A 25564-nucleotide genomic window follows, 5' to 3' on the forward strand; every position below is an offset into this window, starting at 1 on the left:
AAAACATCATGGCAGAAAAACTCGATTTAACGCGGTTTGAAAAAAGAATGGTGATCCGTAATATCCGGGAAGAAGATATTGACCGAATCATTGCCTTGCAGGAGGTATGCTTTCCGGGCATGGACCCATGGAAACGAGAGCATCTTGAAAGCCATCTTGAGCATTTCCCAGAAGGTCAGTTTTGTGCTGAATTTGAGGGGGAAATCATTGGCTCTTGTTCAAGTTTATTAATTAACTTTGATGAATACGATGACCGTCATACTTGGCAGGACATCACAGATGATGGGTACATCACAAACCATAATCCAGATGGGATGAATATGTACGGAATTGAGGTTATGGTTAGTCCTGAGTACCGCCGCATGAAAATTGGCCATCGTTTATATGAAGCAAGAAAAGACTTAGCAAGAAGATTAAATTTGAAAAGTATCATTATTGGCGGACGCATCCCGAATTATCATAAATACCAAGAGGAAATGACGCCTCGCCAATATGTGGAGCAGGTCATGCTTCACCAAATTTATGACCCTGTTTTATCTTTTCAGCTGTTAAATGAATTCAGCCTCATGCGGATTAATCCGAATTATTTGCCGGATGATAAGGCATCCAGCACATATGCCACGTTAATGGAATGGAACAATGTCGATTATCGTCCGCAATCGAAAAGATATTATAAATCGGCGTTCCCAGTTCGTATTTGCGTCATTCAATATGCGATGAAACAAATTCATTCCTTTGAGGAATTCATGAATCAGGTGGAGTATTATGTTGATGTCGCATCAGATGCGTCAGCTGACTTTGCCGTATTCCCAGAGATTTTTACAACGCAGCTCATGTCTTATTTAGAGGAGCGCTCCCCAAGTCTTGCAGTGCAGCGTATCACGGAATATACCGAGGACTACATTAATTTGTTCACAGACCTTTCTGTGAAGTACAACATTAATATCATTGGTGGATCCCATTTCGTTGAAGAGGAAGGGAAAATCTACAATATCGCTTATTTATTTAGACGTGATGGAACGATTGAAAAGCAATATAAGCTCCATATCACACCGAATGAAAGAAAATGGTGGGGGATTTCAGCAGGTGATCAGGTTCGGGTATTTGATACGGACTGTGGTAAAATTGCGATCCAAATTTGCTACGATATTGAATTTCCTGAGCTGGCTCGGATTGCAGCTGATAAAGGAGCAAAAATTATTTTTACTCCGTTCTGTACAGAAGACCGTCAAGGCTATTTAAGAGTGCGTTATTGTGCACAGGCTAGAGCGGTTGAAAATCAGATTTATACCGTCATCTCTGGAACTGTCGGAAACCTTCCGCAAACCGAAAATATGGATGTCCAATATGCACAATCAGCGATTTTTGCCCCATCTGACTTTGAATTTGCAAGAGATGGGATTGTAGGAGAATGTAATCCGAATATAGAAATGGTTGTCGTTGGCGATGTCGATTTAGAAATTTTAAGAAGACAGCGGCAAGATGGAACGGTACGTCAGCTCAAAGACCGAAGAAGAGATGTGTACCATATTGAATATAAGAAATAATGAAAGGAAGCGCCTACCACAAGGCGCTTCTTTTTGATGACATTTTTTAAAATGACATAGCAGCTGGACGAGCTAAGGCTTTCGTAGCCACCTGTTCAAGATTCATCATAAGTATTGTAAACAAAGCTAAAGAAGGAGGAAAGCTTATTTTTTCATGTGATAAAGGGATGCTCGAGAAAAATCTGAATATACTGAAACGAGATCATGTGTTCAAAAAGGAGAGGAAAATGGGGCGACAAGCTAAACATTTGTATATCAATTTACCGGTAAAGCATGTCAAGGAATCAAAGGCTTTTTTTGAGCAGCTGGGTTTTGATTTTCAAGAGCAGCTGACGAATGATCAGGCAGCTTGTTTGGTCATTGGTGACACCATTACGGTTATGCTGTTAACCCATAAGCATTTTCAAACCATCTCAGAGAAGCAATTGGTGGATGCAAGGCAGGGATCCGAGGTCATTGTCTCTATGCGGGTTGATTCACGAAAAGAGGTCGATGAGCTGGTGGAGCAGGCGATGGCAGCAGGCGGGTCACCGTTTAAGGAAAAGCAGGATCATGGGTTCATGTACGGTTGGAGCTTTCAGGATCTTGATGGTCATTTGTGGGAAGTGTTCTATTTGGATGAGGAGAGAAGCGGCCTTTCATAAGGGCGCTTCAGCTTGTAGACAAACCCTCGCATTCGGTGTCAGGCCTGCGCTCCGATGCTCACGAATGTCAAATTCGCTCCGCTTCGGTACTCGTCCTTTCTAGACTGCAAAGGTTTTCAATCACACTGAAAAGAAGACAAAGGGCTAAAATAAAGAACATTTTAGCCCTTTGTCAATAATTAGAAGCTACCTTCATAAGGGTGCTTCTTTTTTATTGTTTAACAGTGGTATGATTATGAGGAAACAAAAAATAGGAATTCATCTAGAGAAAAGTAGGTGCAGCATGGAGTTTTTACTTGTCTTACTGCCAGTGTTCGGTATTTTCCTTATCGGGTATATTGGGCAGAAGGCCATTGGATTTGACATACATACGCTCTCATCAATGTCTTTATATTTAATGTCACCATTTCTTGCGTTTGAAACCTTTTATCAAAACAAAGTGTCGATGGACTATGTGTACTTATCTATTTTTGTCGTCGGACTTTGTCTTTCACTTGTTTTATGTGTCTTTATTTTATCTCGTATCTATGGTTATTCGAAGGAAATGTATTGTGCCATGATTCTGTCGTCAGCATTTATGAACAATGGGAATTACGGCACGCCTGTTGTCCTGCTTGTCTTCGGAGCAGCTGGTTTAGATATTGCTATCGTTTTAATGGTGCTGCAGCAGCTTGTCATGAGTACGATCGGTATGTATTATGCAGCAAAGGGCGGAGAGGATGCAGGGGATGGAAAGGTCGTGCTGAAAAAAGTGCTGCGTATGCCGGTTGCTTATGGGGCACTCCTCGGTCTATTATTTCAGCTGATGGATCTTTCACTACCTAAAGAGGTGATGACGGGTGTCCAGCTTGTGGGAGATGCCGCCATACCGACGATTATGCTTATTTTAGGTATGCAGCTCGCCGTCATTTCTTTTAAGCAAGTGGATTATCGCAACATTTCTTATGCTGTATTGCTGAAGCTGTTTATCTCACCACTCATCGCATTTGGCTTTACACTCATTTTACCGGTAGATGATCTAGTGAAACAAATTATGATCTTAGTTGCAGCCATGCCGACAGCAGCAAATACTACGCTCATGGCTGTACAATTTCGAACGAAGCCTGAGTTTGTCTCAAGCACGACATTTCTCAGTACCGTTTTAAGCATCGTGACATTACCCGTTTTATTATGGATTTTATCTATGCACCCTCTGGGATAGGGGATAGGCGGCAAAACAAAGGGGGACATATCAATGAATGTAGATGTTCATTTTCAAGTGAGTGATGTGTTGAAAACAAAGTATTTTGCCCATTCGAAAGTGTTAGCAGGAGAAAAGGGATTGTTTCGGCAGGTCAGATGGGTTCATGTGTTAGAAGTGCCTGCTGTAGAAGATTTGTTAAATGGGGGAGAGCTCATACTAACAACAGCCGCAGGCTTCCATGATCAATTGGATGTGTTTCAAGCATTTTTAAAACAGCTGATCGATTCTGGTGCGGCAGGCTTGTGTATTGAATTTGTTCCGCTCAGATTCGATGTACCGGAAGAGCTGATTGTGTATGCAGAAGAAAGAGATTTTCCGCTGATTTTGTTTACAAAAGAAGTGAAATTCGTCAACATCACACAGCATCTCCATACGATGATGATTGAACGCCAGTATCAAATGATGGCTGATCTAGAAGCACTATCATCAAAGCTGAATGAGCTTTTGCTGACTCCCCATCCGCAGATGGATATTTTGGATCAAGTGTATCAGCACGTAAGGGGCATTCTTTTACTCATTCCTGTTCAGGGGGAGCCGATTATTGTATGTGATTCCTCCAAACAAACCGAAGAGCTGGTCATGAATTATTTACAGTATGCTTCCTTGCCAAAAGGATACGAAGTGACCAAAAAAGAAGTACTTGCACTCAAGCAGACATTTGCAGACCTTGTGCTCATTCATCAAACAAACACACTCTCAGAATTTGAACTGCTCGTAATGGATAAAGGAGCAAATGCTCTGGCCCAGCAAACGCTAAGAGAGCTTTATACAGAAGAATTGAAGAAGACCAAAGAGAACGAATGGCTGCAAAAATGGTTCCAAGAAGAGCATACAGAAAGAGATATATTAGAGCATCTTGAAGAAACAGAAGGATTGAAAAAGCCAACCGGCTGTGTCGTGATGCTCTTTCAAAAGCATCATCAAATCGAAGAAATCGCAGGAAATCTATATTTTCTCGTATCGTGCCGCTCCATCTTTCAGCGTGCGGGTTTCCATTTGATTCCGTATGAGCATCAAGGACAAACCTTGTTTATTTTATTGAACACGAGAAAGAAAGAGGACTGGAAAGAGCGTGCAGAGAAGGCTGCAAGCGACATCAAACAATTGTATGATCGGGAGCAGCCACGCGGAACCGTGATCAATTTTAGCATCGGTCCATATTGTGAGCAGTTTCAGCATATGAGAAAAAGCTTTCAAGCAGCCAAAGAAGTGCTGCATTTAAAGAAAGTGATGCCCCAGCGGGTGGAAAGCCCATTTTATCAAGATTTGCATATGCTCCGTCTCATGCCTGTCATGCAGGAAAGCGGACTGCTTGAATGTATGGTGAAAGAGTATTTGGAGCCTGTGCTTTTATATGATAAGCAAAATAGCGGGAGACTCTATCAAACGCTGAATATCTTTTTACAAACAAACGGTTCTAAAAAGGAAACTGCAAGCCAGCTCTTTATTGTCAGGCAGACCCTTTATCATAGACTAGATAAACTGCATGCATTGCTTGGCGAGGATATGATGCAGGCCCCGAAACGACAGGCGCTTGAATTTGCGATTCTTGCATATGAATTTCTGCAAGGAAATCGCCGTTAACGATTTTTGTTAGATTTGCTAAGGCACCCGAGTAGAATGTCTTATCGTTCTTTTCAATCAGTTGACGATCTGTCTAATGTAATCAGCCCGGCCCCTTTTTTATAATGAAAGTAACGGTTGGTTCTCTCTTACAGGCGGCCTAGTTTCAGTTTCATATGCCTCCCTTTTCATCCATATAATGAATGGAGAGGCAATGTGCTGCTGAACCGGTCTAAGCTTCTTTATTGATGAAAACGGATACATGGGGGCGGAAAGATGAAAATACATGAGCAGGCTCAAAATCTTCAGGCGAAAGATGATCAGTTGATCTGGCATCATATGAAAGGGACAAACAAGGAAAATGAAAGCATGGTTATTCACGAGGCAGAAGGCGCATGGGTGACAGATATTCATGGGAATCGCTATTTAGACGGGATGTCAGGTCTTTGGTGTGTAAATGCCGGATATGGCAGAAAAGAGCTTGCAGAAGCGGCATATAAGCAGCTAAATACAATGCCTTATTATCCGCTGACGCAAAGTCATGTGCCAGCGATTCAATTGGCTGAAAAGTTAAATGAATGGCTTGGAGGGGACTATGTCATCTTCTTTTCTAACAGCGGTTCTGAAGCCAATGAAGCCGCATTTAAGATCGCCAAACAATATCATGCGCAAAAAGGAGAGAGCACAAGAACAAAGTTCATCTCCAGGTATCGGTCGTATCACGGCAATACAGCAGCTGCCCTTGCCGCAACGGGGCAGGCGCAGCGTAAATATAAATATGAACCATTGGGTCAAGGCTTTATCCATGTCGCACCGCCTGATATGTATCGTCATCCTGAGGATCAAGAAACTTTGGCAAGTGCAGCGGCAATCGATCAAGCCATGACGTGGGAACTAAGTGAGACCATTGCTGGAGTTATTATGGAGCCGATTATTACAGGCGGCGGTATCTTGATGCCGCCAAAAGGGTATTTGAAGAAGGTTAAAGACATCTGTGAGGCTCATGGAGCGCTTCTCATTGTGGATGAAGTCATCTGCGGCTTTGGCCGGACAGGGAAGCGGTTTGGTTTTATGCATGAAGATGTAAAGCCGGACATCATCACAATGGCAAAAGGGATCACAAGCGGCTATTTACCTCTTTCTGCAACGTGCGTGAAACGAGAAATCTATGAAGCCTACGCAGGGGAAGATACGTATGACAGGCTGCGCCATGTGAATACATTTGGCGGACACCCTGCTTCCTGTGCGGTTGCCCTTGCGAACCTAGAGATCATGGAAAACGAGAAATTAGTAGAACGGTCTGACACGCTTGGGCAAGACATGCTTGAACGTTTGCAAGAGTTAAAAGAGCATCCATTTGTCGGTGATGTCAGAGGAAAAGGCCTGCTGTTTGGAATTGAGCTTGTCCAGGATCAACAGTCCAAAAAACCAGCTGATCCACAGGTTGTCGGTCAATTGATTGCAGAATGTAAAAAACGCGGACTGATCATTGGGAAAAATGGTGATACGGTTGCCGGCTATAATAACGTTGTCCAGCTTGCACCGCCGCTCAATATAACAGACGAAGACGCCTCATTTATTATAAACACGCTTAAAGAAAGCATGGCACAGTTATAGCAGAGAGATTTCTCTGCTTTTTTCTATGGAAAAAGCACATACGCTGCTAAGTAAAATCGGCATTGGATACACTAGGTGTATTGAAAAATAGAAGAGATTCTATTACTGTTAGGAGATGACTGAACCAATACACTTTGAAGGAGACGGCATATGAGTTTTCATGATCAACCCATTCTACCTGCTGTTCGCAATATGAAGCAATTTGAGGAATTTTTAAAAAGTCCATTTACATATGGGGTCTTACTTGATGTCCATTTAGGCCGGCTAAAGGGCATCATGAATGAGGCAAATGCCCATCATAAAAAAATGTTTGTCCATGTCGATCTCATTCATGGGATCAAACATGATGAGTATGGAACGGAATTTATTTGTCAGGAAATGAAGCCGGCAGGAATTATTTCTACTAGGTCTTCTGTCATAGTAAAAGCCAAGCAAAAAAAGGTATATGCCATTCAGCGAATGTTTTTACTTGATACAAGTGCCATGGAAAAAAGCATGGAGTTCGTAGGGAAACATCGCCCAGATTTTATTGAAGTATTGCCAGGGGTCGTGCCGGATCTCATTACAGAAGTGCGCGAGCGAGCTGGGATTCCAATATTTGCAGGCGGGTTTATCCGTACAAAAGAAGATGTAGAAAGAGCGCTTGAAGCAGGTGCTACAGCTGTGACAACATCGAATACAGCCCTTTGGAAAGCGTTCCAAAAGTGAAAAAGATAAAATGTGAAAATTGATTGACAACGTTTTCATCCTCTGATACTATAGCACTAAGTTAATATCATGTGATGGAGAAACGGAGATCCACAACAGCGCTTTACTAGGTGACAAATGACCCTGATGTAAAGTATGTTTGTTGTGGATCTTTTTTCTTTATCTTTTTTACACATTCATAGGGGATGGCAACTGAACCAGAGGAGGAATTTTCATGACACCATTTTGGGGTGAAGTCGTAGGTACAATGCTGCTTATTATTTTTGGAGGCGGTGTATGTGCGGCAGTCAATTTAAAGAAATCGCTCGCATATCAGTCCGGCTGGATTGTAATCGCTTTCGGATGGGGATTTGCAGTAGCCATAGCAGCTTATGCAACAGGTGGAATCAGCGGAGCGCATTTGAATCCTGCACTGACAATCGGGCTTGCGTTAGAAGGAAGTTTTCCTTGGGCTGATGTACCAATGTATATTGCCGGTCAAATGCTTGGCGCATTATTAGGAGCTATTATTGTCTTTTTACATTACTTACCGCACTGGAAAGCAACAGACGATCCAGGTGCAAAGCTGGGTGTATTCTCAACTGGTCCTGCGATTCCGCATACTTTTGCAAACGTACTTAGTGAAGTCATCGGTACATTTGTATTGGTTCTAGGAATCTTAGCGATTGGTGCAAATAAATTCGCAGACGGAATCAATCCGCTGATTGTTGGTTTCTTAATTGTCGCAATTGGTCTTTCATTAGGCGGAACAACTGGTTATGCAATCAATCCTGCACGTGATTTAGGTCCGAGAATTGCTCATGCGATTCTACCGATTCCAGGTAAAGGTCCATCGAATTGGAAGTATGCGTGGGTGCCAGTCGTTGGTCCAATTTTAGGCGGCGCATTTGGCGGTGTTTTCTACAATGCAGCCTTTAAAGCGAACATCACTCCAGCCTTTTGGATTGTAAGCGTTATTTTAGTTGTGGTATTGTTAGGACTCTATGTCTCTACGAAAAATCAAACAAATGCTGTAAATGAAAGTATGTAAGGGGAGGAAAACACCATGGCAAAAGAAAAATATATTCTCGCTTTAGATCAAGGGACAACAAGCTCAAGGGCGATCTTATTTGATCAAGAAGGCAAAATTGCACATACAGCTCAGAAGGAATTTAATCAATATTTTCCGAACCCAGGCTGGGTAGAACATAACGCAAATGAAATTTGGAGCTCTGTTCTATCCGTCATTTCAACTGCTTTAATTGAATCAGGCATTGAAGCAGATCAAATCGCCGGTATCGGCATTACGAACCAGCGTGAGACAGCTGTTGTTTGGGATAAACATACAGGCGCACCTGTTTATAATGCAATTGTTTGGCAGTCTAGACAAACGTCAGGCATTTGTGAAGAGCTAAAAGCGCAAGGACACAATGAAACGTTTAGAAATAAAACAGGTCTTCTCATTGATGCTTATTTCTCAGGGACAAAAGTAAAATGGATTTTAGACAATGTAGAAGGTGCTCGTGAGAAAGCAGAAAATGGCGACTTGCTGTTTGGCACAATCGATACATGGCTCATTTGGAAGATGACAGGCGGTCAATCACACGTCACAGATTACTCCAACGCGTCAAGAACGTTAATGTTCAACATTTACGATCTGAAATGGGATGAAGAATTACTGGATATCCTTGGCGTACCTGCTTCTATGCTTCCAGAGGTGAAACCATCTTCACACATCTATGGTGAAACAACAGACTATCACTTCTTCGGCAGAAATATCCCGATTGCAGGAGCGGCGGGAGACCAGCAGTCTGCACTATTCGGTCAGGCTTGCTTTGAAGAAGGAATGGCGAAGAACACGTATGGTACAGGATGTTTCATGTTGATGAATACAGGGGAAAAAGCAATTAAGTCGGATCATGGTTTATTAACGACGATTGCATGGGGCATTGACGGTAAAGTTGAATATGCTTTAGAAGGAAGTATTTTCGTAGCTGGTTCAGCGATTCAGTGGCTGCGCGACGGGCTGAGAATGTTTAAAGACTCAAAAGACAGCGAAGCCTATGCGGAGCGCGTTGAGTCAACAGATGGCGTATATGTCGTTCCAGCATTCGTTGGTCTAGGCACACCATACTGGGACAGTGATGTCAGAGGCGCTGTATTCGGATTAACACGCGGTACTTCTAAGGAGCACTTTGTCCGTGCAACGTTAGAATCACTTGCTTATCAAACGAAGGATGTTTTAGATGCGATGGAAAAGGATTCAAACATCTCATTAAAAACTTTGCGTGTAGATGGCGGAGCTGTAAAGAATGATTTCTTAATGGGCTTCCAAAGTGATTTGCTGGATGTACCAGTAGAGCGTCCAGAAATTAATGAAACGACGGCACTCGGTGCGGCCTATCTTGCGGGAATAGCAGTTGGCTTCTGGAACGACCGTTCAGACATTGCAAAACAATGGAATCTTGACAAGCGCTTTGACCCTAAAATGGAAGAGGACAGCCGTGACTCGTTATACAGCGGGTGGAAAAAGGCTGTAAAAGCAGCTCAAGCTTTCAAATAAACCAAAAGTATGGTATACTTCAAGTAAGTTAATAGAACGGTTGGAGAACTGGAGAGACCGCAGGCACCGAAGTGTAGAAATACGCTTTGGGTGTTTGCGGTCTCTTTTTCTTTACCGTACAACATGGGAGGAACAAGAGATGACTTTTTCTAGCTTAGAAAGAGAACAAATGCTGCAGGAAATGACAAAAAAACCATATGATGTGTTTATCATTGGTGGGGGTATAACAGGCGCTGGTACAGCACTTGACGCGGCTTCACGCGGAATGCGTGTCGGTCTTGCAGAAATGCAGGATTTCGCAGCAGGTACGTCTAGCCGCTCAACGAAACTAGTGCACGGCGGACTTCGTTATTTAAAACAATTTGAAGTGAAAATGGTCGCAGAGGTCGGTAAAGAGCGTGCCATCGTATACGAAAATGGTCCTCATGTCACGACGCCAGAATGGATGCTTCTTCCGATGCACAAAGGCGGGACATTTGGGAAGTTTTCAACCTCTATTGGATTGAGAGTGTATGACTTTTTAGCTGGCGTAAAGCATAGCGAACGCAGAAGCATGCTAAGTGCGAAAGAAACGCTTGCAAAAGAACCGCTTGTCAAAAAGGACGGCTTAAAAGGCGGCGGCTACTATGTTGAATACCGTACAGATGATGCACGCCTCACAATCGAAGTGATGAAAGAGGCTGTGAAATTCGGAGCGGAAGCGGTCAACTATGCGAAAGTAAAAGAATTTATTTATGATAAAGGCAAAGTGGTTGGTGTTGTCATTGAAGATGTCATGACGAAGAAAACATACGATGTGTATGCGAAGAAGATCGTCAATGCGACAGGTCCATGGGTAGATCAGCTTAGAGACAAAGATCACTCAAAAGAAGGAAAACACTTACAGCATACAAAAGGAATTCACTTAGTATTCGACCAATCGGTCTTCCCATTAAAACAAGCGATCTACTTTGACACACCTGATAAACGTATGGTCTTTGCCATTCCAAGAGAAGGCAAAACGTACGTTGGAACAACAGATACAGTGTACAAAAAACAGCTGGAGCATCCGCGTATGACAAAAGCGGATCGTGACTATGTTATCCAAGCGATTCAGTACATGTTCCCTGATCTCAATATTACAGAAAAAGATGTGGAGTCCAACTGGGCCGGTCTTCGTCCGCTCATTCATGAAGAGGGCAAAGATCCTTCAGAAATTTCTCGTAAGGATGAAGTGTGGACATCATCTTCAGGCTTAATCACCATTGCTGGTGGTAAATTAACAGGCTATCGCAAAATGGCTGAGCATATTGTCGATCTCGTACGTGATGGATTGAAACAAGAGACTGGCAAAGATTACGGACCATGTAAAACAAAGCATATGCCAATCTCAGGCGGCCATGTAGGCGGATCTAAAAACATGGCAGCTTTTGTTCAAGCGAAAACGGCAGAAGGAGCATCTGTTGGTTTAACAGAACCGATTGCACAAAAACTAGCTGAAAAATATGGTTCAAACGTCAGCAGTGTCTACAAACGAGTAGAGCAGCTTCAAGGGGAAGCAGACAAACGAAACATTCCAGCATATGTGCTGGCAGAGCTTGTCTATGCGATCGAAGAAGAACTAGCTGTAACACCTGTCGATTTCTTCTTAAGAAGAACAGGAAGCCTATTATTTAACATCAATTGGGCAAAAAAATACGCACAGCCTGTTGTTGATTACATGGCAGAGCGTTTTGGCTGGGATGAAGCAGCAAAACAGAAACATCAAACAGAATTAGATCAATTATTCCATGAAGCAGTCGTACCGCTTGATGCTGAATAAAAGGAAAAGCCGATCATGTATCGGCTTTTTTATTTATACAGCATTTTTTCCAACTGCCAATGATATAGCATGACATAAAGGGTGATTCCATATAAAATAACAGTAGATGTTATTTTATTGATGATAAGAGCTGGGGAGGACGACCATGAGTTGGAAGACGAATTATGAGCGATGGATCAATGAGAAGCACCTGGATACTGAACTAAGGGAATGGCTGGAGACGCATCAAGATGATCATCAAGCACTTGAAGACTGTTTCTACAAAAACCTTGAGTTCGGCACTGGAGGAATGCGCGGTGAGATTGGTGCAGGCACGAACCGAATGAATGTGTATACTGTTCGTAAAGCTTCAGCAGGTCTTGCTGCGTATATTGCGAAACATGGAGAGGATGCAAAAAAAAGAGGCGTCGCCATTGCATATGATTCACGTCATAAATCGCCTGAATTTGCGATGGAAGCAGCCAAAACACTTGCTTCACAAGGCATTCAAACGTACGTATTCGATGAATTGCGTCCGACACCAGAGCTCTCCTTTGCGGTTCGTGAGCTGCATGCATTTGCTGGAATCGTTGTGACAGCAAGTCATAATCCACCAGAATATAATGGCTATAAAGTGTATGGTGAAGATGGCGGGCAGCTGCCTCCATTTGAAGCAGATCAAGTCATTCAAGAAGTAGATGCAATTGAAAATGAACTGTCGATTTCAGTTGATTCTGAAGAAACGTTGAAACAGCAAGGGCTGATCAAAATGATCGGAGAAGAAATCGACCATGCTTATATTGAAAAATTAAAAACCATAAGTGTGCACCCTGAGCTGGCACATGAGGTCGATGTCAAAGTCGTGTTTACTCCGCTTCATGGGACGGCCAATCACCCTGTCAGAAACGGGCTTCAGGCTCTAGGTTATCAGCATGTCACGGTTGTGCCTGAGCAGGAAAAACCAGATCCACAGTTCTCAACAGTGACCTCACCTAACCCAGAGGAGCATGCAGCATTTGAGTACGCCATCAAGCTTGGCGAAAAACAAAATGCCGATATCCTCATTGCAACAGACCCAGATGCTGACAGATTAGGTATTGCGGTCAGAGATCACGAAGGAGAATTTACTGTTTTAACAGGCAACCAAACAGGCGCCCTGCTGCTCCATTATTTATTGTCTGAAAAACAAAAGCTGGGTCAGCTGCCGCCTCGTCCTGTTGTGATGAAAACCATTGTCACAAGTGAGCTTGGGCGTGCTGTAGCATCAGCTTTTGGGGCCGACACGATAGACACACTTACAGGCTTTAAATTTATTGGAGAAAAAATTAAGCAGTTTGAAAAGAGCGGAGAATACACGTTTCAATTCGGTTATGAAGAGAGCTATGGCTATTTGATCGGTGACTTTGCTCGGGATAAAGATGCGGTGCAAGCGGCACTATTAGCCGTTGAAGTCGCTGCCTTCTATAAAAAACAGGGCAAGTCCTTGTACGACGCGCTTGTCGATATTTTCAAGCAGTTTGGATTTTACCGTGAAGGATTAAAGTCATTAACCTTAAAAGGAAAAGAGGGAGCAGAGCAGATTTCAGCGATCCTTCATACCTTTAGAACAAATCCGCCAGCTGCCATCGCAGGGCAGCGCATCACAGTGATCGAGGATTACCAATCAAGTCAAAGACATCTTGTGGCTGAAAAGAAAGAGGAAACCATTCATCTGCCAGCATCAAACGTGCTGAAATATTTCCTTGAGGATGGTTCGTGGTTCTGCTTAAGACCTTCCGGCACTGAGCCTAAAGTGAAATTTTATATTGCAGTCAAAGGCACATCTTTAACAGATAGTGAAGAAAAACTAAAGCATCTGTCAGAAGAAGTGATGAAAGTCGTTTATGATATTGTGGAAGAAACAGCGAAATAACGAAAGACAAGGCCATCGTGTATGAATGCATGATGGCTTTTTCTCAGTCAAAAGGATGAGAAGAAATCATTCTTTTGGAGAAAGAGCCGCGTGGGGACTCATGGTATAATGAGCGTAATGATAAGTGAAGGCTGTAAATGCCGGGGGTAAACAGTATGGGAGAATACCAAGAGAAGGTTGAAACATTAAAAACGTTAAAAGAAATTGCTGAAAAGTTAAATGAAGGCATGGAAATGAAAGAAACGCTCCATGAAGTGCTCCAAATGCTGATGGATGTCACAGGCTTTCATTCAGCATGGATTTATTTTATAGAAAAAGACGGCTCATATGAACTGATGGCAGAGGTTTCTTTACCTGAAGCACTCGCAAAGCATCAAAAACAGCTCATGTGTCAAAATGATTGTTATTGCATCAACCGATACACAAAAGGCTCACTGCAATCAGCCACCAATATTATGAACTGCAAACGGATTGAAACGGCGATTGAACAAAAGCTTGGAGATACAGAAGGGATTACACATCATGCGACGGTGCCACTACAAGCCTGTAAGCGTACGTTCGGCTTATTAAATGTGGCGGCAAAGGGAAAAGTCACATTTACACAAGAAGAGCTGAATTTGCTTGAAAGCATTGCGCTTCAAATTGGCACAGCGATTCAGCGGATGAAGCTTGTGCAAAATGAACAGCAGCACGCCCTTTTACAAGAAAGAAACCGGCTGGCACAGGATTTACATGATTCTGTCAACCAAATGTTATTCTCTGTGAGTCTGACTGCTAAGGCTGCACGGCAAATGACAAGCGATCAGAATCTAGGGGAAATGATTGATTTTATTCAGCATTTGTCACAAGACGCTCTGATTGAAATGCGGTCACTCATTTGGCAGCTGAGACCAAGAGGCCTTGAAAAAGGGTTTACGACAGCAATTGAAGAGTATGCTCAGCTTTTAGGATTACGCTGCAATTTATCTTTATCAGGCTGTATAGAAATGGATCATTCTCACAATGAAACTTTGTTTCGGGTCTGTCAAGAAGCGCTGAATAACTGTCAAAAACATGCGGAAGTAGAAGAAGTAGAGGTCAAACTTGAGCAATCAAAAGACACGTTCGAGATGAAAATCATTGACCTCGGAAAAGGTTTTCAATATGACGAGCAGATGAGCCTTCCTTCACTTGGGCTGAAAGGGATGTCCGACCGCATCCGAAGAGCAGGTGGTACATTTTGTATCCATTCAGAGTTAGGGAAAGGAACAACGATTCATGTAAAAGTGCCATTTTCACAAGAAAGGAAGGGATCGTCATGAGAGTTGTCATTGCAGATGATCATCATATTGTGAGAAAAGGCCTGGTGTTTTTCTTACAGACACAGCCTGATGTGGACATCGTTGGTGAGGCGTCCAATGGGCAAGAGGCATTAGAGGTTGTCAGAGATACTCAGCCTGACATTGTCTTAATGGATTTGTCTATGCCTGTCATGAATGGCATTGAGGCAACGAAACAAATGACGCTGGAAATGCCGGACACCCGCATTGTGATCCTGACAAGCTATGCGGACAAAGATTATGTGATTCCCGCCATTCAAGCAGGGGCGAAAGCCTATCAATTAAAGGATGTAGCACCAGAAAAGCTGCTTTCGACCATGATTGAAGTACAAAATGGCACCTATCAGTTAGATGGTCATATCACGACTTTTCTTGTGCAGCATCTGACAGAGCCAAAAGAACAGAAATGGGCATTGATGAAAGAGCTTACCAATAGAGAGCGAGATGTTTTATTTGAGATTGCAAAGGGCAAAAGCAACAAAGAAATTGCCTCATCGCTGTTTATTTCTGAAAAGACTGTCAAAACGCACGTATCTCATGTATTATCAAAGTTAGAGCTGGCAGATCGAACCCAGGCGGCTCTGTATGCAGTGGATTATCAAAAAAGTCAGCCAAAAGAGCTGCTATGACAGAAAGGATTTTAGTCGTTATGCTAAAACTTTTAAGCGCACATTCAATTCAATGAATTGAATAAAAAAGAGCACAGATGTTGGTTATTTGATGTGCCCTTTTGCTTAAAAAGAGAAGCATGGACAGTCTAATTTCTAATAGAAAAACGTAAAAGACTTGACGAGTGGATGCTCATCAAGTCTTTTTTTATTTTATAGGAGGTGATGAACTGGTCAATCACAGGTGAATCTAATATGGGAGGAAATCAAAGTGGGAAAATATGAATTAGTAAGTGATTATCGCCATGATGTCAAATTAAAAGAGAGCTTTAATAAGCTTGCGATCGATACATTTGATTTGGATTTTAGCGGCTGGTACGAAAGAGGCTATTGGGATGAAAAATATATACCTTATTCCTTTGTACATAACGGGAAGGTAATCTCTAACGCTTCTGTCTATCTTATGTCAGTGATCATTGATGGGCAAACGTATCGAGCAGTTCAAATCGGCACTGTTATGACAGATCAAGCCTATCAGCGCAAAGGATTAGCTTCAAATTTAATGCAGCATATCATGGATCAATACAAAAATGAGTGTGATGTCATCTTTCTTTTTGCTAATGAAACTGTGTTAGATTTTTATCCGAGATTTGGTTTTACCCGTCACCACGAAAGTGAATTTAGCTTAAATATCAATAAAAGCGCTATTCAAATAAAAAAAGGCGTAGATGTTAAAAAGCTGACATTGGAGCAAGACCTCTCATTACTTGAACGTTTCGCAGAAAAGCGGCAAACTCACTCAATGAAGCTGGATGCTCAGCATCACAGCAGCTTATTGATGTTTTATTTTACATTAGTATGGCCGGATGACATTTTTTATATTGAAGCATTAGATACCATTGTGCTGATGAATGAAGTAAATGAAACGATGCATGTGTTTGATATCATCTCGCTTCAAACGCCAAATGTACAAGAAGTTGTAGAAAGCATTGTGAAGGAAACAACGGAAAAAGTGATCTTCTATTTCACGCCTGATACGACAATTGAAGGTTTACACGCGGTTACAAAGCCAAATGACGAGGATGCACTATTTATTTACACAAAGGAACATTGGGCAAAAGGCCACTTTATGTTTCCAATCACAGCGCACTGCTAATTGTATGTAAAAAGGAAGGGCTAAAATAAACTTCATTCTAGCCCTTTTTCTTTATGTGTACATCGGTTGTGAATAAACTTCAGCAGCAGCAGCCTCTGAAGCGTGGTCAATGTACTGCAGGAGCCCATATAAACATTTTTCAACATCTGCATCGTTCCGGTTAAATTGATACGCATGTAAGAAATGCTCAATGCGTTTCGAGAGCAAATCATCTTGCGTACGTACCATAAGAATAAGTAAATTATCCCATTGCGAGCGATGCGTATAATAAAGTGCTTTATCATAATCCGCCACATTCATTAAACCTTCTCCTTTCCCTTGAGAAGTCCTCATTAGTTTGCTCGGATCATATCGACTTTTTCAGGGGAAAAGTTGGTGTCCGCATGAATTGCGTACCGGGAATTATAGGCTGAATAATTGCTTCATGTATGAAAAAGGATCAGCCAGCTAAAGCTAAACAAAACATATATGAAAGTGAGATCAATGATATCATGCAGCCGAAATGGTGGATGCTTATTGCAGCAGGAATCGTTTTGCTTGGCAGTTTGATGATTCATCCTGCATCAAAAGCAGCGGTGCAGCCGTTTGAAAATTGGGAAAGACTCGCGTACACAGCGTTGCAAGATGAATATAAAGGTGCCGCTTTAAACGATTATCATTACATTGGTCGGACAGAAGTAAATGATGAGCAGACAAAAGATGTGTTTCGCGTAACTGTTAAGGAAGGCAAAACTCGCTTTGCCGCACATGCAGAAATTTATTTTCATCCGGTGACCGGTCATTTGATTAGTATTAACGTGTTTCGACTATAAAGAAGCACCTTTTTTTGTAAAAGGTGCTCGAGGTGTTCTGACAAACCTCAATAACTGCCTTTACTAGCACGCTCAAAAAAAGACAAAGGGCCAAAATTAAGATCATTTTAGCCCTTTGTCCAACAATTTATTTCGAGATGGATTTACTTCATGCTTCCTTGAAGATAAGCGCGAATATCCACACCAAGTGAATCCGCTAATCGCTGGCCGTAATCTTCATCGGCACGATAGAAGTTGCAGATTGCAAGTAATTTTGTTTTGTCATTTACATCTTTCAAATCAGCTGTTAGGTTTTTAATCAATGCTTGTTTCTCTTCTTCAGAGTAGCTTCGATATCTTTCTCCAGCTTGTTTGAAATCGTTCGGTTTTTCAATTTTTTGTCTCACCATACGGTCACCGTGAAGAACTGGCTCACTTTCTTTGTAGTGAGGGTTTTCTTTTGGCTGATCGTCATAACGGTTTGGTTCATAGTTAATATGACCGCTTGGACGAGTCGTTGTCATAAAGCCATCCTGCTGGTTATTGTGTACAGGTGCATAAGGGCAGTTAACCGGAATGCGCATGTAGTTCGCACCAAGACGGTGACGCTGCGTATCAGGATATGAGAACAGACGGCCTTGAAGCAGTTTATCTTCAGATGCCTCAATTCCTGGAACAAATGCACTTGGCGTGAAAGCAGACTGTTCTGTTTCAGCAAAGAAGTTTTCAGGATTGCGGTTGAGTGTCATGCGTCCTACTTTTTGAAGCGGGTAATCTTCCTCGCTCCACGTTTTTGTTGGGTCACATGGATCATAATCAAGTTCATCATAATCGCTAAGCGGCATAAGCTGAACATATAAGTCCCATGCTGGGAAGTTGCCTTTTTCAATGCGGTCATATAAATCTCTTGTCGCATGCTGGAAGTCGTTCGCTTGAATTTCTGCTGCTTCTTCCATAGATAAGTTGTGAATACCTTCAGAAGGTCTCCAGTGATATTTCACATATTTTGCTTCGCCGTATTTGTTCACCCATCTAAATGTATGCACACCAGAACCGCGCATTTCAGCGTAGCTTGCAGGGATTCCTTCGTCAGAGAAGAGCCATGTGAGCATATGAGTGGATTCAGGTGTTAAGGTCATAAAATCCCAATAACGGTCAGGATCTTGAATATTGGTTACAGGATCTGGCTTGAGAGAGTGAACCATATCAGGGAATTTCAATGCATCACGAATAAAGAAGATCGGCAAGTTGTTACCAACGAGATCATAGTTACCTTCTTCTGTATAAAATTTGACAGCAAAGCCGCGCGGGTCACGTAAGGTTTCAGGAGAACCTTTTGGATGAATAACGGTGGAGAAGCGGACGAAAACGTCTGTTTGTTTTCCTTCTTCACTTAAGAAGGCCGCTTTTGTATGTTTCTCCATGCTGTTTTCTACTTCAAACACACCGTAAGCGCCGGCGCCTCTAGCATGAACGACACGTTCTGGAATACGTTCACGATCAAAGTGTGCGAGTTTTTCAATCAAATGGTAATCATCAAGAAAGGTAGGTCCGCGGTGACCAGCTGTTCTTGAGTTTTGGTTATCGCCAACAGGAACGCCTTGGTTCGTTGTCAAATTTTTATGATTTGAATTTGTCATTCTTTTCTCCTCCTGTAAACAAAAAAGTGTTTTCTAGCAATCTATATACCCTAATTATATTGAATCAAACATGATAGTCAATATTTATTTATAATAATTTTAAATAAATTATTATTACAAGAAGGTAAAGAAAAAGACGAAAGAATAAAATTCTTTCGCCTTAAAGCAGGAGCTCTCTGAGAGCATCTTTGTTTTGTGTTAAATCTTTTAGTGTGTATCCGTCAAGAACGCTTAAATAAGCAGTGAGTGCTTCATGAAGTACATGCTTTAATGAACAAATCGGGGAGATGATGCAGCCATTTTTCTTTGGATCAAAGCATTCAACCATGACTAAATCATCCTCTGTATAACGGACAACCTCTCCAATGTTAATGCTTTCTGGGCTTTTTCCAAGCCTGATCCCGCCATTTCTTCCGCGAATCGTGTCTACATACCCGCGTTTTCCAAGATGATAAATCACCTTCGTCAGATGATTTTTAGAAATGCCATAAACATCGGCGATCTGCTGAATATTTGACAGTTCATTGTTTTCTCTTGATGCTAAATAAATGAGTACCCTTAATGAGAAATCTGTGTAATTCGTAAGTTTCATTTTGACGACCTCTAAACCTAATAGAGTTTTGTATCATCGTAACACATTTTAGACAAAAACTGTTCGAGAAAGTGTGAAATGTGACAACATTTAAAACATGTATTATAAATATTGCTTTTAGGGACTGTCTTCCATTACGATAAAGATGTATTCAAAATACTTCTTTTGAAAGAAGGAATGACGATGTTATCTACAGATCAAATGAATGCAATAAAGCAATCAGCTCCTCTATTAAAAGCCGAGGGAACCAAACTTGTCACTGTTTTTTATGAAAATATGATTCGCCAGCACCCGGAGCTACTCAATCAATTTAATAAAACAAATCTTATGAACGGAAGTCAGCCAGAGGCACTTGCTGCGACACTATATCAGGCTGCACTGCACATTGATCGATTAGAGGTATTACTTCCTGCGGTCAAACAAATTGCCCATAAGCATGTCAGTGTCATGGTCAAAAAAGAGCAGTACCCAATTGTCGGATATCACCTGATTGAAGCGATGAAAGATGTGTTTGGTTTAAGAGAAGAAGATAACACTCTATTAGCGTGGAAAGCTGCATATGACATCATTGCGAATATTTTCATTACCATTGAAGCAGAAATGATGGATGAAAATGTGAAGCAGGCAGGCGGATGGGCAGATGTGAAGCCGTTTGTGATAAAGAAAAAGAAGCAAGAATCACCATCGCTTATTTCCTTTTATTTAGTACCAGAAGATGAATCAGAGCTGCCAATGTATAAAGCAGGTCAATACATTACGGTTCAGACAGATATGCCAGGAGAAGCCTATATGTGCAGCAGACAATACAGCTTATCAGACGAGCATCATCCATCTTATTACCGTATTACAGTGAAGCGTGATGGTCATGTGTCCACATTTTTGCATGATGAAATGGAAGAAGGGGACGTTCTTCAAGTGAGTATGCCGCAGGGAATGTTCTGCTTGCAAGATGACATAAAAGAGCCTGTTTATTTCATCAGTGCAGGGTCTGGTGTCACACCAATGATTGGTTTAGTGAAAACTGCAGCACAAAACAGCCAGACATTTACGATGATTCATGCTGATCGATTAGAAGATGTCACCGCTTTTGAAAATGAGTTTGAACGCGTTTTAGCTTCAGCAGCCCATGGGCGCATCATTCTATGTAATGAACAATTTGCGCAGTCTGGAAAGGGTGAGCTTGTTGAGAAAGCGGCTTCCCGCATTGACCGTCCATTTCTTCAATCGGTGATCGGAGAAGGGAAAGGCCAATTTTATCTATGCGGTTCCCCGGTGTTTACACAGGAGATCATTCATATTTTAAAAGAGCTGAGAATTCCAACAGACCATATTCATTTCGAAGCATTTGGCGGGCAATCCACGAAAGAAATGGAAGTCGTCTAAACGGTTAGCGGAACATCATGTTTTTTTACATACGCTCATATAGTAGGGATAAGTCCGATGAGGAGGGATGGTTTCCTTGAGCGTATCTGAAAAACGTCTTTTACAAAGAGCGATTGATGAAATTACAGAAATTGCAGAAGGATTTGGTCTAGATTTTTATCCGATGAGATATGAAATCTGTCCCGCGGAAATTATTTATACGTTCGGTGCATATGGAATGCCAACACGATTCAGCCACTGGAGCTTTGGGAAGCAATTTCATAAAATGAAGCTTCATTATGATTTAGGGTTAAGTAAAATTTATGAGCTGGTGATCAATTCAAATCCTTGCTACGCCTTTCTACTTGATAACAATACGCTTGTTCAAAATAAATTAATTGTGGCTCATGTACTGGCACACTGTGATTTCTTCAAAAATAATTGCCGTTTCCAAAACACAAAACGAGATATGGTCGAAAGCATGTCAGCAGCGGCAGAGCGGATCAAAGAATATGAGCATATTCACGGAACAAAAGAAGTCGAATCCTTTTTAGACGCGGTATTGGCTATCCAAGAGCATATTGATCCGTCTCTTGTTCGATCAAAATTAAGCTGGAGTATAGACGATGAAGAAGAATATGAAGATGATAAACCAAAACGTCAAACGCCTTATGATGATTTGTGGGGAATGGATGAGCCGAAGACACGTGAGAAAAAGAAAAACGTCAAACAATTTCCGCCAAAGCCTGAAAAGGATCTTTTACTCTTTATTGAGGCGCATTCCCGGGAGCTGGAGCCATGGCAGCGAGATGTTCTTACTATGCTGAGAGAAGAAATGCTCTATTTTTGGCCGCAGCTGGAAACAAAGATTATGAATGAAGGCTGGGCATCGTATTGGCACAAGCGGATTATGCGGGAGCTTGATTTGGATACAAGTGAATCGATAGAGTTCGCAAAATTAAATGCAGGTGTGGTGCAGCCATCTAAAACAGGCATCAATCCTTACTATTTAGGGCTGAAGATTTTTGAAGATATCGAAGAGCGCTATGACAATCCATGTGAAGAATTAAAAAAAGCTGGGGTCACAGAAGGATCTGGCCGCAGCAAAATGTTTGAAGTCAGGGAAATTGAATCGGATATTTCCTTTATTCGAAACTACTTAACGAAAGACCTTGTGATGAGAGAAGACTTGTACTTGTTTCAAAAGCAGGGGAGAGATTATAAAGTCATTGATAAAGAATGGAAGGCGGTACGTGATCAGTTAGTTAGCATGAGAGTCAATGGCGGCTTTCCGTATTTGACCGTGATTGATGGCGACTATTTAAAAAATAATGAACTTTATATCAAGCATTGGTATGAAGGCATTGAACTTGATCTGAAATACTTAGAAAAAGTCCTGCCGTATTTATATCAGCTATGGGGAAGAAGTGTGCATATCGAGTCCGTTCTTGAAGGAAAAGAAGTCATGTTTTCTTATGATGGAAAAGGGGTTCATAGGAAATATCTCGCATAAAAAAGACGAAAAAAGATGTCTCTTAGCAGACATCTTTTTTGCTCGTTTTATTGGTTTTTCAGCAGTTTGAAAATGTGCTTTGCTTGATCGGTGTTTTCCATCAGACCTTTTAGCTGCTCACTTGTTGGACCATATGCATAGAATGGAACTTCATCACCGGTATGACCTGATGTGGTCCAGCCTGTATGTGATCTCGTGTTGATCACTTCTTCAATCGCATCATCAATTTTAACAGCATCCTTTGTTTCAGCTGCCTTTTGAATGGCGGCTGTTTCCTCTTTTGTGAAATCAAGATTGATATATTGTTTCAGCGCTGACTCAACAGGCATGCCGCTGACAATTTTGTTTGCGATAAAGTCAGGCGTCTTTTTCGCTGCTTTGACAGGCTTGTAATCCCAGCTGCCCGAACCGTCTGCTCCAAAGGAAAGTCCGCCAGTTGAATGATCTGCTGTCGTGATGACTAACGTGTTTTTATCCTTTTTCGCAAAACGAATCGCTTCTTCAAATGCTTTCTCAAAATCCTTCATTTCGCTCATCGCACTGACAATATCATGATCGTGTCCAGCCCAGTCAATTTGACTGCCTTCAACCATAAGGAAAAATCCTTTTTTGTTTTTAGATAGCTGTTTGATGGCTGAGGATGTCATATCTTGCAGGGAAGGAGTCGTTTTATCACGATCGATGGCTTTATCTAGACCTCCATCAGCAAAAATGCCTAACACTTTTTCATTTTTGTTTTTTTGTAAGGCGGCTTTATTGGTGACATAATCATAACCGGCTTGTTTGAATTCTTTCGTCAGATCACGATCCTTCCGGACAAAATCGACAAGTCCACCGCCAAGCATGACGTCGACTGTATGCTGTTTACCGATTTTCTCATCGAAGAAATCATCAGCGATGGCTGCTGTGTTTTTCCTAGACACATCGTGAGTGGCATACGCAGCAGGCGTGGCATTCGTTAATTCAGATGTCACGACAAGACCCGTTGACTTTCCTTTGCGTTTGGCTTCTTCTAAAACGGTTTTTAATTTTTTGCCGTTTTTATTTACACCAATGGCATTGTTGTATGTCTTTTTACCAGTGGCCATGGCTGTACCAGCCGCTGCTGAATCGGTAATGTTACTTTTAGAGTCGTCAGGGTATGTTTTATGCATGCCAGTGAGGTAAGGGTCAAACGCTGTTTGCTTTGAAAGGTCACCGTTGTGTTTAAATGAGCGGTAAGTTGAAAGATAAGGTGTTCCCATGCCATCTCCAATCAGCACGATCACATTTTGCACATCATTTTTCGGCTTCTTTTTAGCCTCAGCTTTGTCAGCTTGTCCAAATTCAATCCCTGAAAAAATGCCAATCGATAGCACAGATGCTGCTGCCACTGCAGCGATTTTCGTTTTCGAGTTTTTCAACACACTCATTCATTTTGCCTCCTCATTGTTTATGTATCGCTCTTACGTTTACAATGGTAGAGCAGAAGTGTGGATTCCTTTTTACAGCATCGTAAAGTTCACTTTAAAATTGTAAAGGTCCACTTTACATAGAATGAACCAAAAAGAGAAATGAATGTATCATTTATCCATGACAAGATGCGATTATTTTGTCATGATTGTGTAATGAAAATGAAATAAAAAGAACCCTAAAAAAAAATAAATTTTGCCGAATTAATAAGCATAATGTCGTAGGAAGTCAAGACTATTTCTTCTGGTATTTGATCCTTATAATAGGGAGTAGATAAAAAATCGGATCAGATAGATACATACAGGAGGAACAAATGAAAAAACAATTGATCACAGCTGCAAGTGCAGTTCTACTTGGGACGACATTATTTGCCGGAGCTGCCTCAGCACAATCAGTAAAAGTTCAAAAAGGTGACTCTCTTTCTGTTCTAGCGAAAAGATACAAAACAAGCGTGAGCAAAATTAAATCAGACAATAAGCTGAAATCTAACGTAATTTATGTTGGACAAACCTTAAAAGTGAATGGCACTTCTTCGAAAAAAGCAGTGAAAACATCAAAAACAACAACAAAAGTAAAAACGGCTTCAGCAACTGCCACTCATAAAGTTGTCAAAGGCGATACATTATCGAAGATTGGCAAAAAATACGGGATGACTGTGAAAGAGCTGAAATCGTTAAATAAGCTTAAAACAGACCTCATCAAAATCGGACAAAAGCTAAAGGTGAAAAAGACGTCTAAAGTAAAGACGAAACCTGTAAAAGAAAAAACAGTCTCTACTTCTTCCTTAAACACGTCTAAACTCATAGCAGATGCTAAAGCACAGAACGGTACACCATATAGATGGGGGGGAACGACACCGAAGGGCTTTGATTGCAGCGGATTTATGTGGTATATCATTAACAAACAAAAAAAGATTTCAAGACAAACCACTGAAGGCTTCTGGGGATCGATGAAAAGTGTATCCAAACCAAAAGTTGGAGATTTTGTCTTCTTTACAACGTATAAATCGGGTCCATCTCACATGGGTGTCTACCTTGGGAACAACAAGTTTATCCATGCTGCTTCTGACGGAGTAACGATCAGTGATATGACATCAAGCTATTGGAAGCCTATTTATCTTGGAGCGAAAACATTTGTAAACTAATTCATTTTAAGAGACTGCTATGAAGCAGTCTCTTTTTTCATATATTATTTGTGCCGCGGAACTGGTCTTTTCTCATAGATCACTATCAGTCTAAAGGCTTTAAAATAACATAATTGTGGACCTGCTTTTTAAAAAAAGGTCTAATTTTTGTTGCATAATAAGTATACTAAAAAAATATAATCTTCTATGTTGTATAATAAATAGAGAAAGACAAGCTATCAATTGAATAAGGAATGGAGAAAATCTAACCCACTTATTGACAAACATTTCGTTGATATATAAGAATTTTCACTCTATTTTAAAAAAAAGTGTTTTCATTTTTTAATTTTCATATATAATAATTTTACGCCACCAATTTATTGCGCTAAATTTAATCTAAATATTCAGAAAATATTGTGAATTATATGAATGTGGCGTCTTTAGACTGATAC

The 25564-nt window shown here is 41.3% G+C and carries 21 protein-coding genes; 17 read left to right on the plus strand and 4 right to left on the minus strand.

The annotated features are described in order from the left end of the window. Window positions 1–8: 8 nt before the first annotated feature. The 13 genes from AMR95_RS15135 to AMR95_RS15195 all read left to right on the plus strand — a co-directional run bounded on the left by AMR95_RS15135 (window position 9) and on the right by AMR95_RS15195 (window position 16639). The gene (locus AMR95_RS15135) at window positions 9–1547 is read left to right on the plus strand and encodes a bifunctional GNAT family N-acetyltransferase/carbon-nitrogen hydrolase family protein (protein ID WP_012009394.1); all 1539 of its coding nucleotides are present in this window, start codon (window positions 9–11) and stop codon (window positions 1545–1547) included. A gap of 227 nt (window positions 1548–1774) precedes the next feature. Beyond that, window positions 1775–2191 (plus strand): VOC family protein, encoded by a 417-nt coding sequence (locus AMR95_RS15140; protein ID WP_024425308.1) that lies wholly within the window; start codon window positions 1775–1777, stop codon window positions 2189–2191. 283 nt (window positions 2192–2474) lie between these two features. Further along, the gene (locus AMR95_RS15145) at window positions 2475–3392 is read left to right on the plus strand and encodes an AEC family transporter (protein ID WP_039177433.1); all 918 of its coding nucleotides are present in this window, start codon (window positions 2475–2477) and stop codon (window positions 3390–3392) included. A 33-nt stretch (window positions 3393–3425) separates the two neighbouring features. After that, window positions 3426–5018, plus strand: a complete 1593-nt coding sequence (locus AMR95_RS15150) for a PucR family transcriptional regulator (RefSeq protein WP_058838769.1) — start codon at window positions 3426–3428, stop codon at window positions 5016–5018. Window positions 5019–5273: 255 nt separating this feature from the next. Beyond that, a complete protein-coding gene (locus AMR95_RS15155; protein ID WP_058838770.1) occupies window positions 5274–6614 on the plus strand; it encodes an aspartate aminotransferase family protein in 1341 nt (446 codons plus the stop codon). Between the two features lie 150 nt (window positions 6615–6764). After that, entirely contained in the window at window positions 6765–7322 is a 558-nt protein-coding gene (locus tag AMR95_RS15160) for a glycerol-3-phosphate responsive antiterminator (RefSeq protein WP_024425304.1), read from the plus strand. Between the two features lie 214 nt (window positions 7323–7536). Then, window positions 7537–8352 (plus strand): MIP/aquaporin family protein, encoded by an 816-nt coding sequence (locus AMR95_RS15165; RefSeq protein ID WP_039177442.1) that lies wholly within the window; start codon window positions 7537–7539, stop codon window positions 8350–8352. 15 nt (window positions 8353–8367) lie between these two features. Continuing rightward, window positions 8368–9864, plus strand: a complete 1497-nt coding sequence (gene glpK, locus AMR95_RS15170; RefSeq protein ID WP_041089582.1) for a glycerol kinase GlpK — start codon at window positions 8368–8370, stop codon at window positions 9862–9864. Window positions 9865–10003: 139 nt separating this feature from the next. Beyond that, a complete protein-coding gene (gene glpD, locus AMR95_RS15175; protein WP_047202870.1) occupies window positions 10004–11665 on the plus strand; it encodes a glycerol-3-phosphate dehydrogenase in 1662 nt (553 codons plus the stop codon). A 145-nt stretch (window positions 11666–11810) separates the two neighbouring features. Further along, window positions 11811–13556 carry a phospho-sugar mutase gene (locus tag AMR95_RS15180; protein ID WP_058838771.1) on the plus strand — a complete coding sequence of 582 codons (1746 nt, stop codon included), beginning with the start codon at window positions 11811–11813 and terminating at the stop codon, window positions 13554–13556. A gap of 155 nt (window positions 13557–13711) precedes the next feature. After that, window positions 13712–14857 (plus strand): GAF domain-containing sensor histidine kinase, encoded by a 1146-nt coding sequence (locus AMR95_RS15185; RefSeq protein WP_039177453.1) that lies wholly within the window; start codon window positions 13712–13714, stop codon window positions 14855–14857. After that, a complete protein-coding gene (locus AMR95_RS15190; RefSeq protein ID WP_058838772.1) occupies window positions 14854–15504 on the plus strand; it encodes a response regulator in 651 nt (216 codons plus the stop codon). The genes AMR95_RS15185 and AMR95_RS15190 overlap by 4 nt, the downstream gene beginning before the upstream one ends. 250 nt (window positions 15505–15754) lie before the next feature. After that, window positions 15755–16639 carry a GNAT family N-acetyltransferase gene (locus AMR95_RS15195; protein ID WP_058838773.1) on the plus strand — a complete coding sequence of 295 codons (885 nt, stop codon included), beginning with the start codon at window positions 15755–15757 and terminating at the stop codon, window positions 16637–16639. Window positions 16640–16690: 51 nt separating this feature from the next. Here the strand turns inward: AMR95_RS15195 and AMR95_RS15200 are convergent, their stop codons facing one another. Further along, window positions 16691–16939, minus strand: a complete 249-nt coding sequence (locus tag AMR95_RS15200) for a YhdB family protein (RefSeq protein WP_024425297.1) — start codon at window positions 16937–16939, stop codon at window positions 16691–16693. A 248-nt stretch (window positions 16940–17187) separates the two neighbouring features. On the opposite strand from AMR95_RS15200, the gene AMR95_RS15205 reads away from it, so the two are divergent. Continuing rightward, the gene (locus AMR95_RS15205; protein WP_231746903.1) at window positions 17188–17451 is read left to right on the plus strand and encodes a YqzG/YhdC family protein; all 264 of its coding nucleotides are present in this window, start codon (window positions 17188–17190) and stop codon (window positions 17449–17451) included. A 143-nt stretch (window positions 17452–17594) separates the two neighbouring features. On the opposite strand, the gene AMR95_RS15210 is transcribed toward AMR95_RS15205, so the two are convergent. Both AMR95_RS15210 and AMR95_RS15215 read right to left on the minus strand, forming a co-directional pair. Further along, a complete protein-coding gene (locus tag AMR95_RS15210; RefSeq protein WP_039177466.1) occupies window positions 17595–19070 on the minus strand; it encodes a catalase in 1476 nt (491 codons plus the stop codon). Window positions 19071–19230: 160 nt separating this feature from the next. After that, complete coding sequence (locus AMR95_RS15215; protein ID WP_047202875.1) at window positions 19231–19662, minus strand: Rrf2 family transcriptional regulator; 432 nt, start codon at window positions 19660–19662, stop codon at window positions 19231–19233. Window positions 19663–19845: 183 nt separating this feature from the next. On the opposite strand from AMR95_RS15215, the gene AMR95_RS15220 reads away from it, so the two are divergent. Both AMR95_RS15220 and AMR95_RS15225 read left to right on the plus strand, forming a co-directional pair. Beyond that, a complete protein-coding gene (locus AMR95_RS15220) occupies window positions 19846–21045 on the plus strand; it encodes a globin domain-containing protein (RefSeq protein ID WP_058838775.1) in 1200 nt (399 codons plus the stop codon). Between the two features lie 67 nt (window positions 21046–21112). Further along, window positions 21113–22537, plus strand: a complete 1425-nt coding sequence (locus AMR95_RS15225; RefSeq protein WP_442854367.1) for a SpoVR family protein — start codon at window positions 21113–21115, stop codon at window positions 22535–22537. A 47-nt stretch (window positions 22538–22584) separates the two neighbouring features. Here the strand turns inward: AMR95_RS15225 and AMR95_RS15230 are convergent, their stop codons facing one another. Next, window positions 22585–23949 (minus strand): alkaline phosphatase, encoded by a 1365-nt coding sequence (locus tag AMR95_RS15230; RefSeq protein ID WP_058838777.1) that lies wholly within the window; start codon window positions 23947–23949, stop codon window positions 22585–22587. 353 nt (window positions 23950–24302) lie between these two features. On the opposite strand from AMR95_RS15230, the gene AMR95_RS15235 reads away from it, so the two are divergent. After that, window positions 24303–25133, plus strand: coding sequence for a C40 family peptidase (locus AMR95_RS15235; protein WP_025093318.1), 831 nt, complete (start codon window positions 24303–24305; stop codon window positions 25131–25133). The last annotated feature ends 431 nt before the right edge of the window (window positions 25134–25564 follow it).

It is taken from the genome of Bacillus sp. G1(2015b), from assembly GCF_001482475.1.
Taxonomy (GTDB): domain Bacteria; phylum Bacillota; class Bacilli; order Bacillales; family Bacillaceae; genus Bacillus; species Bacillus safensis.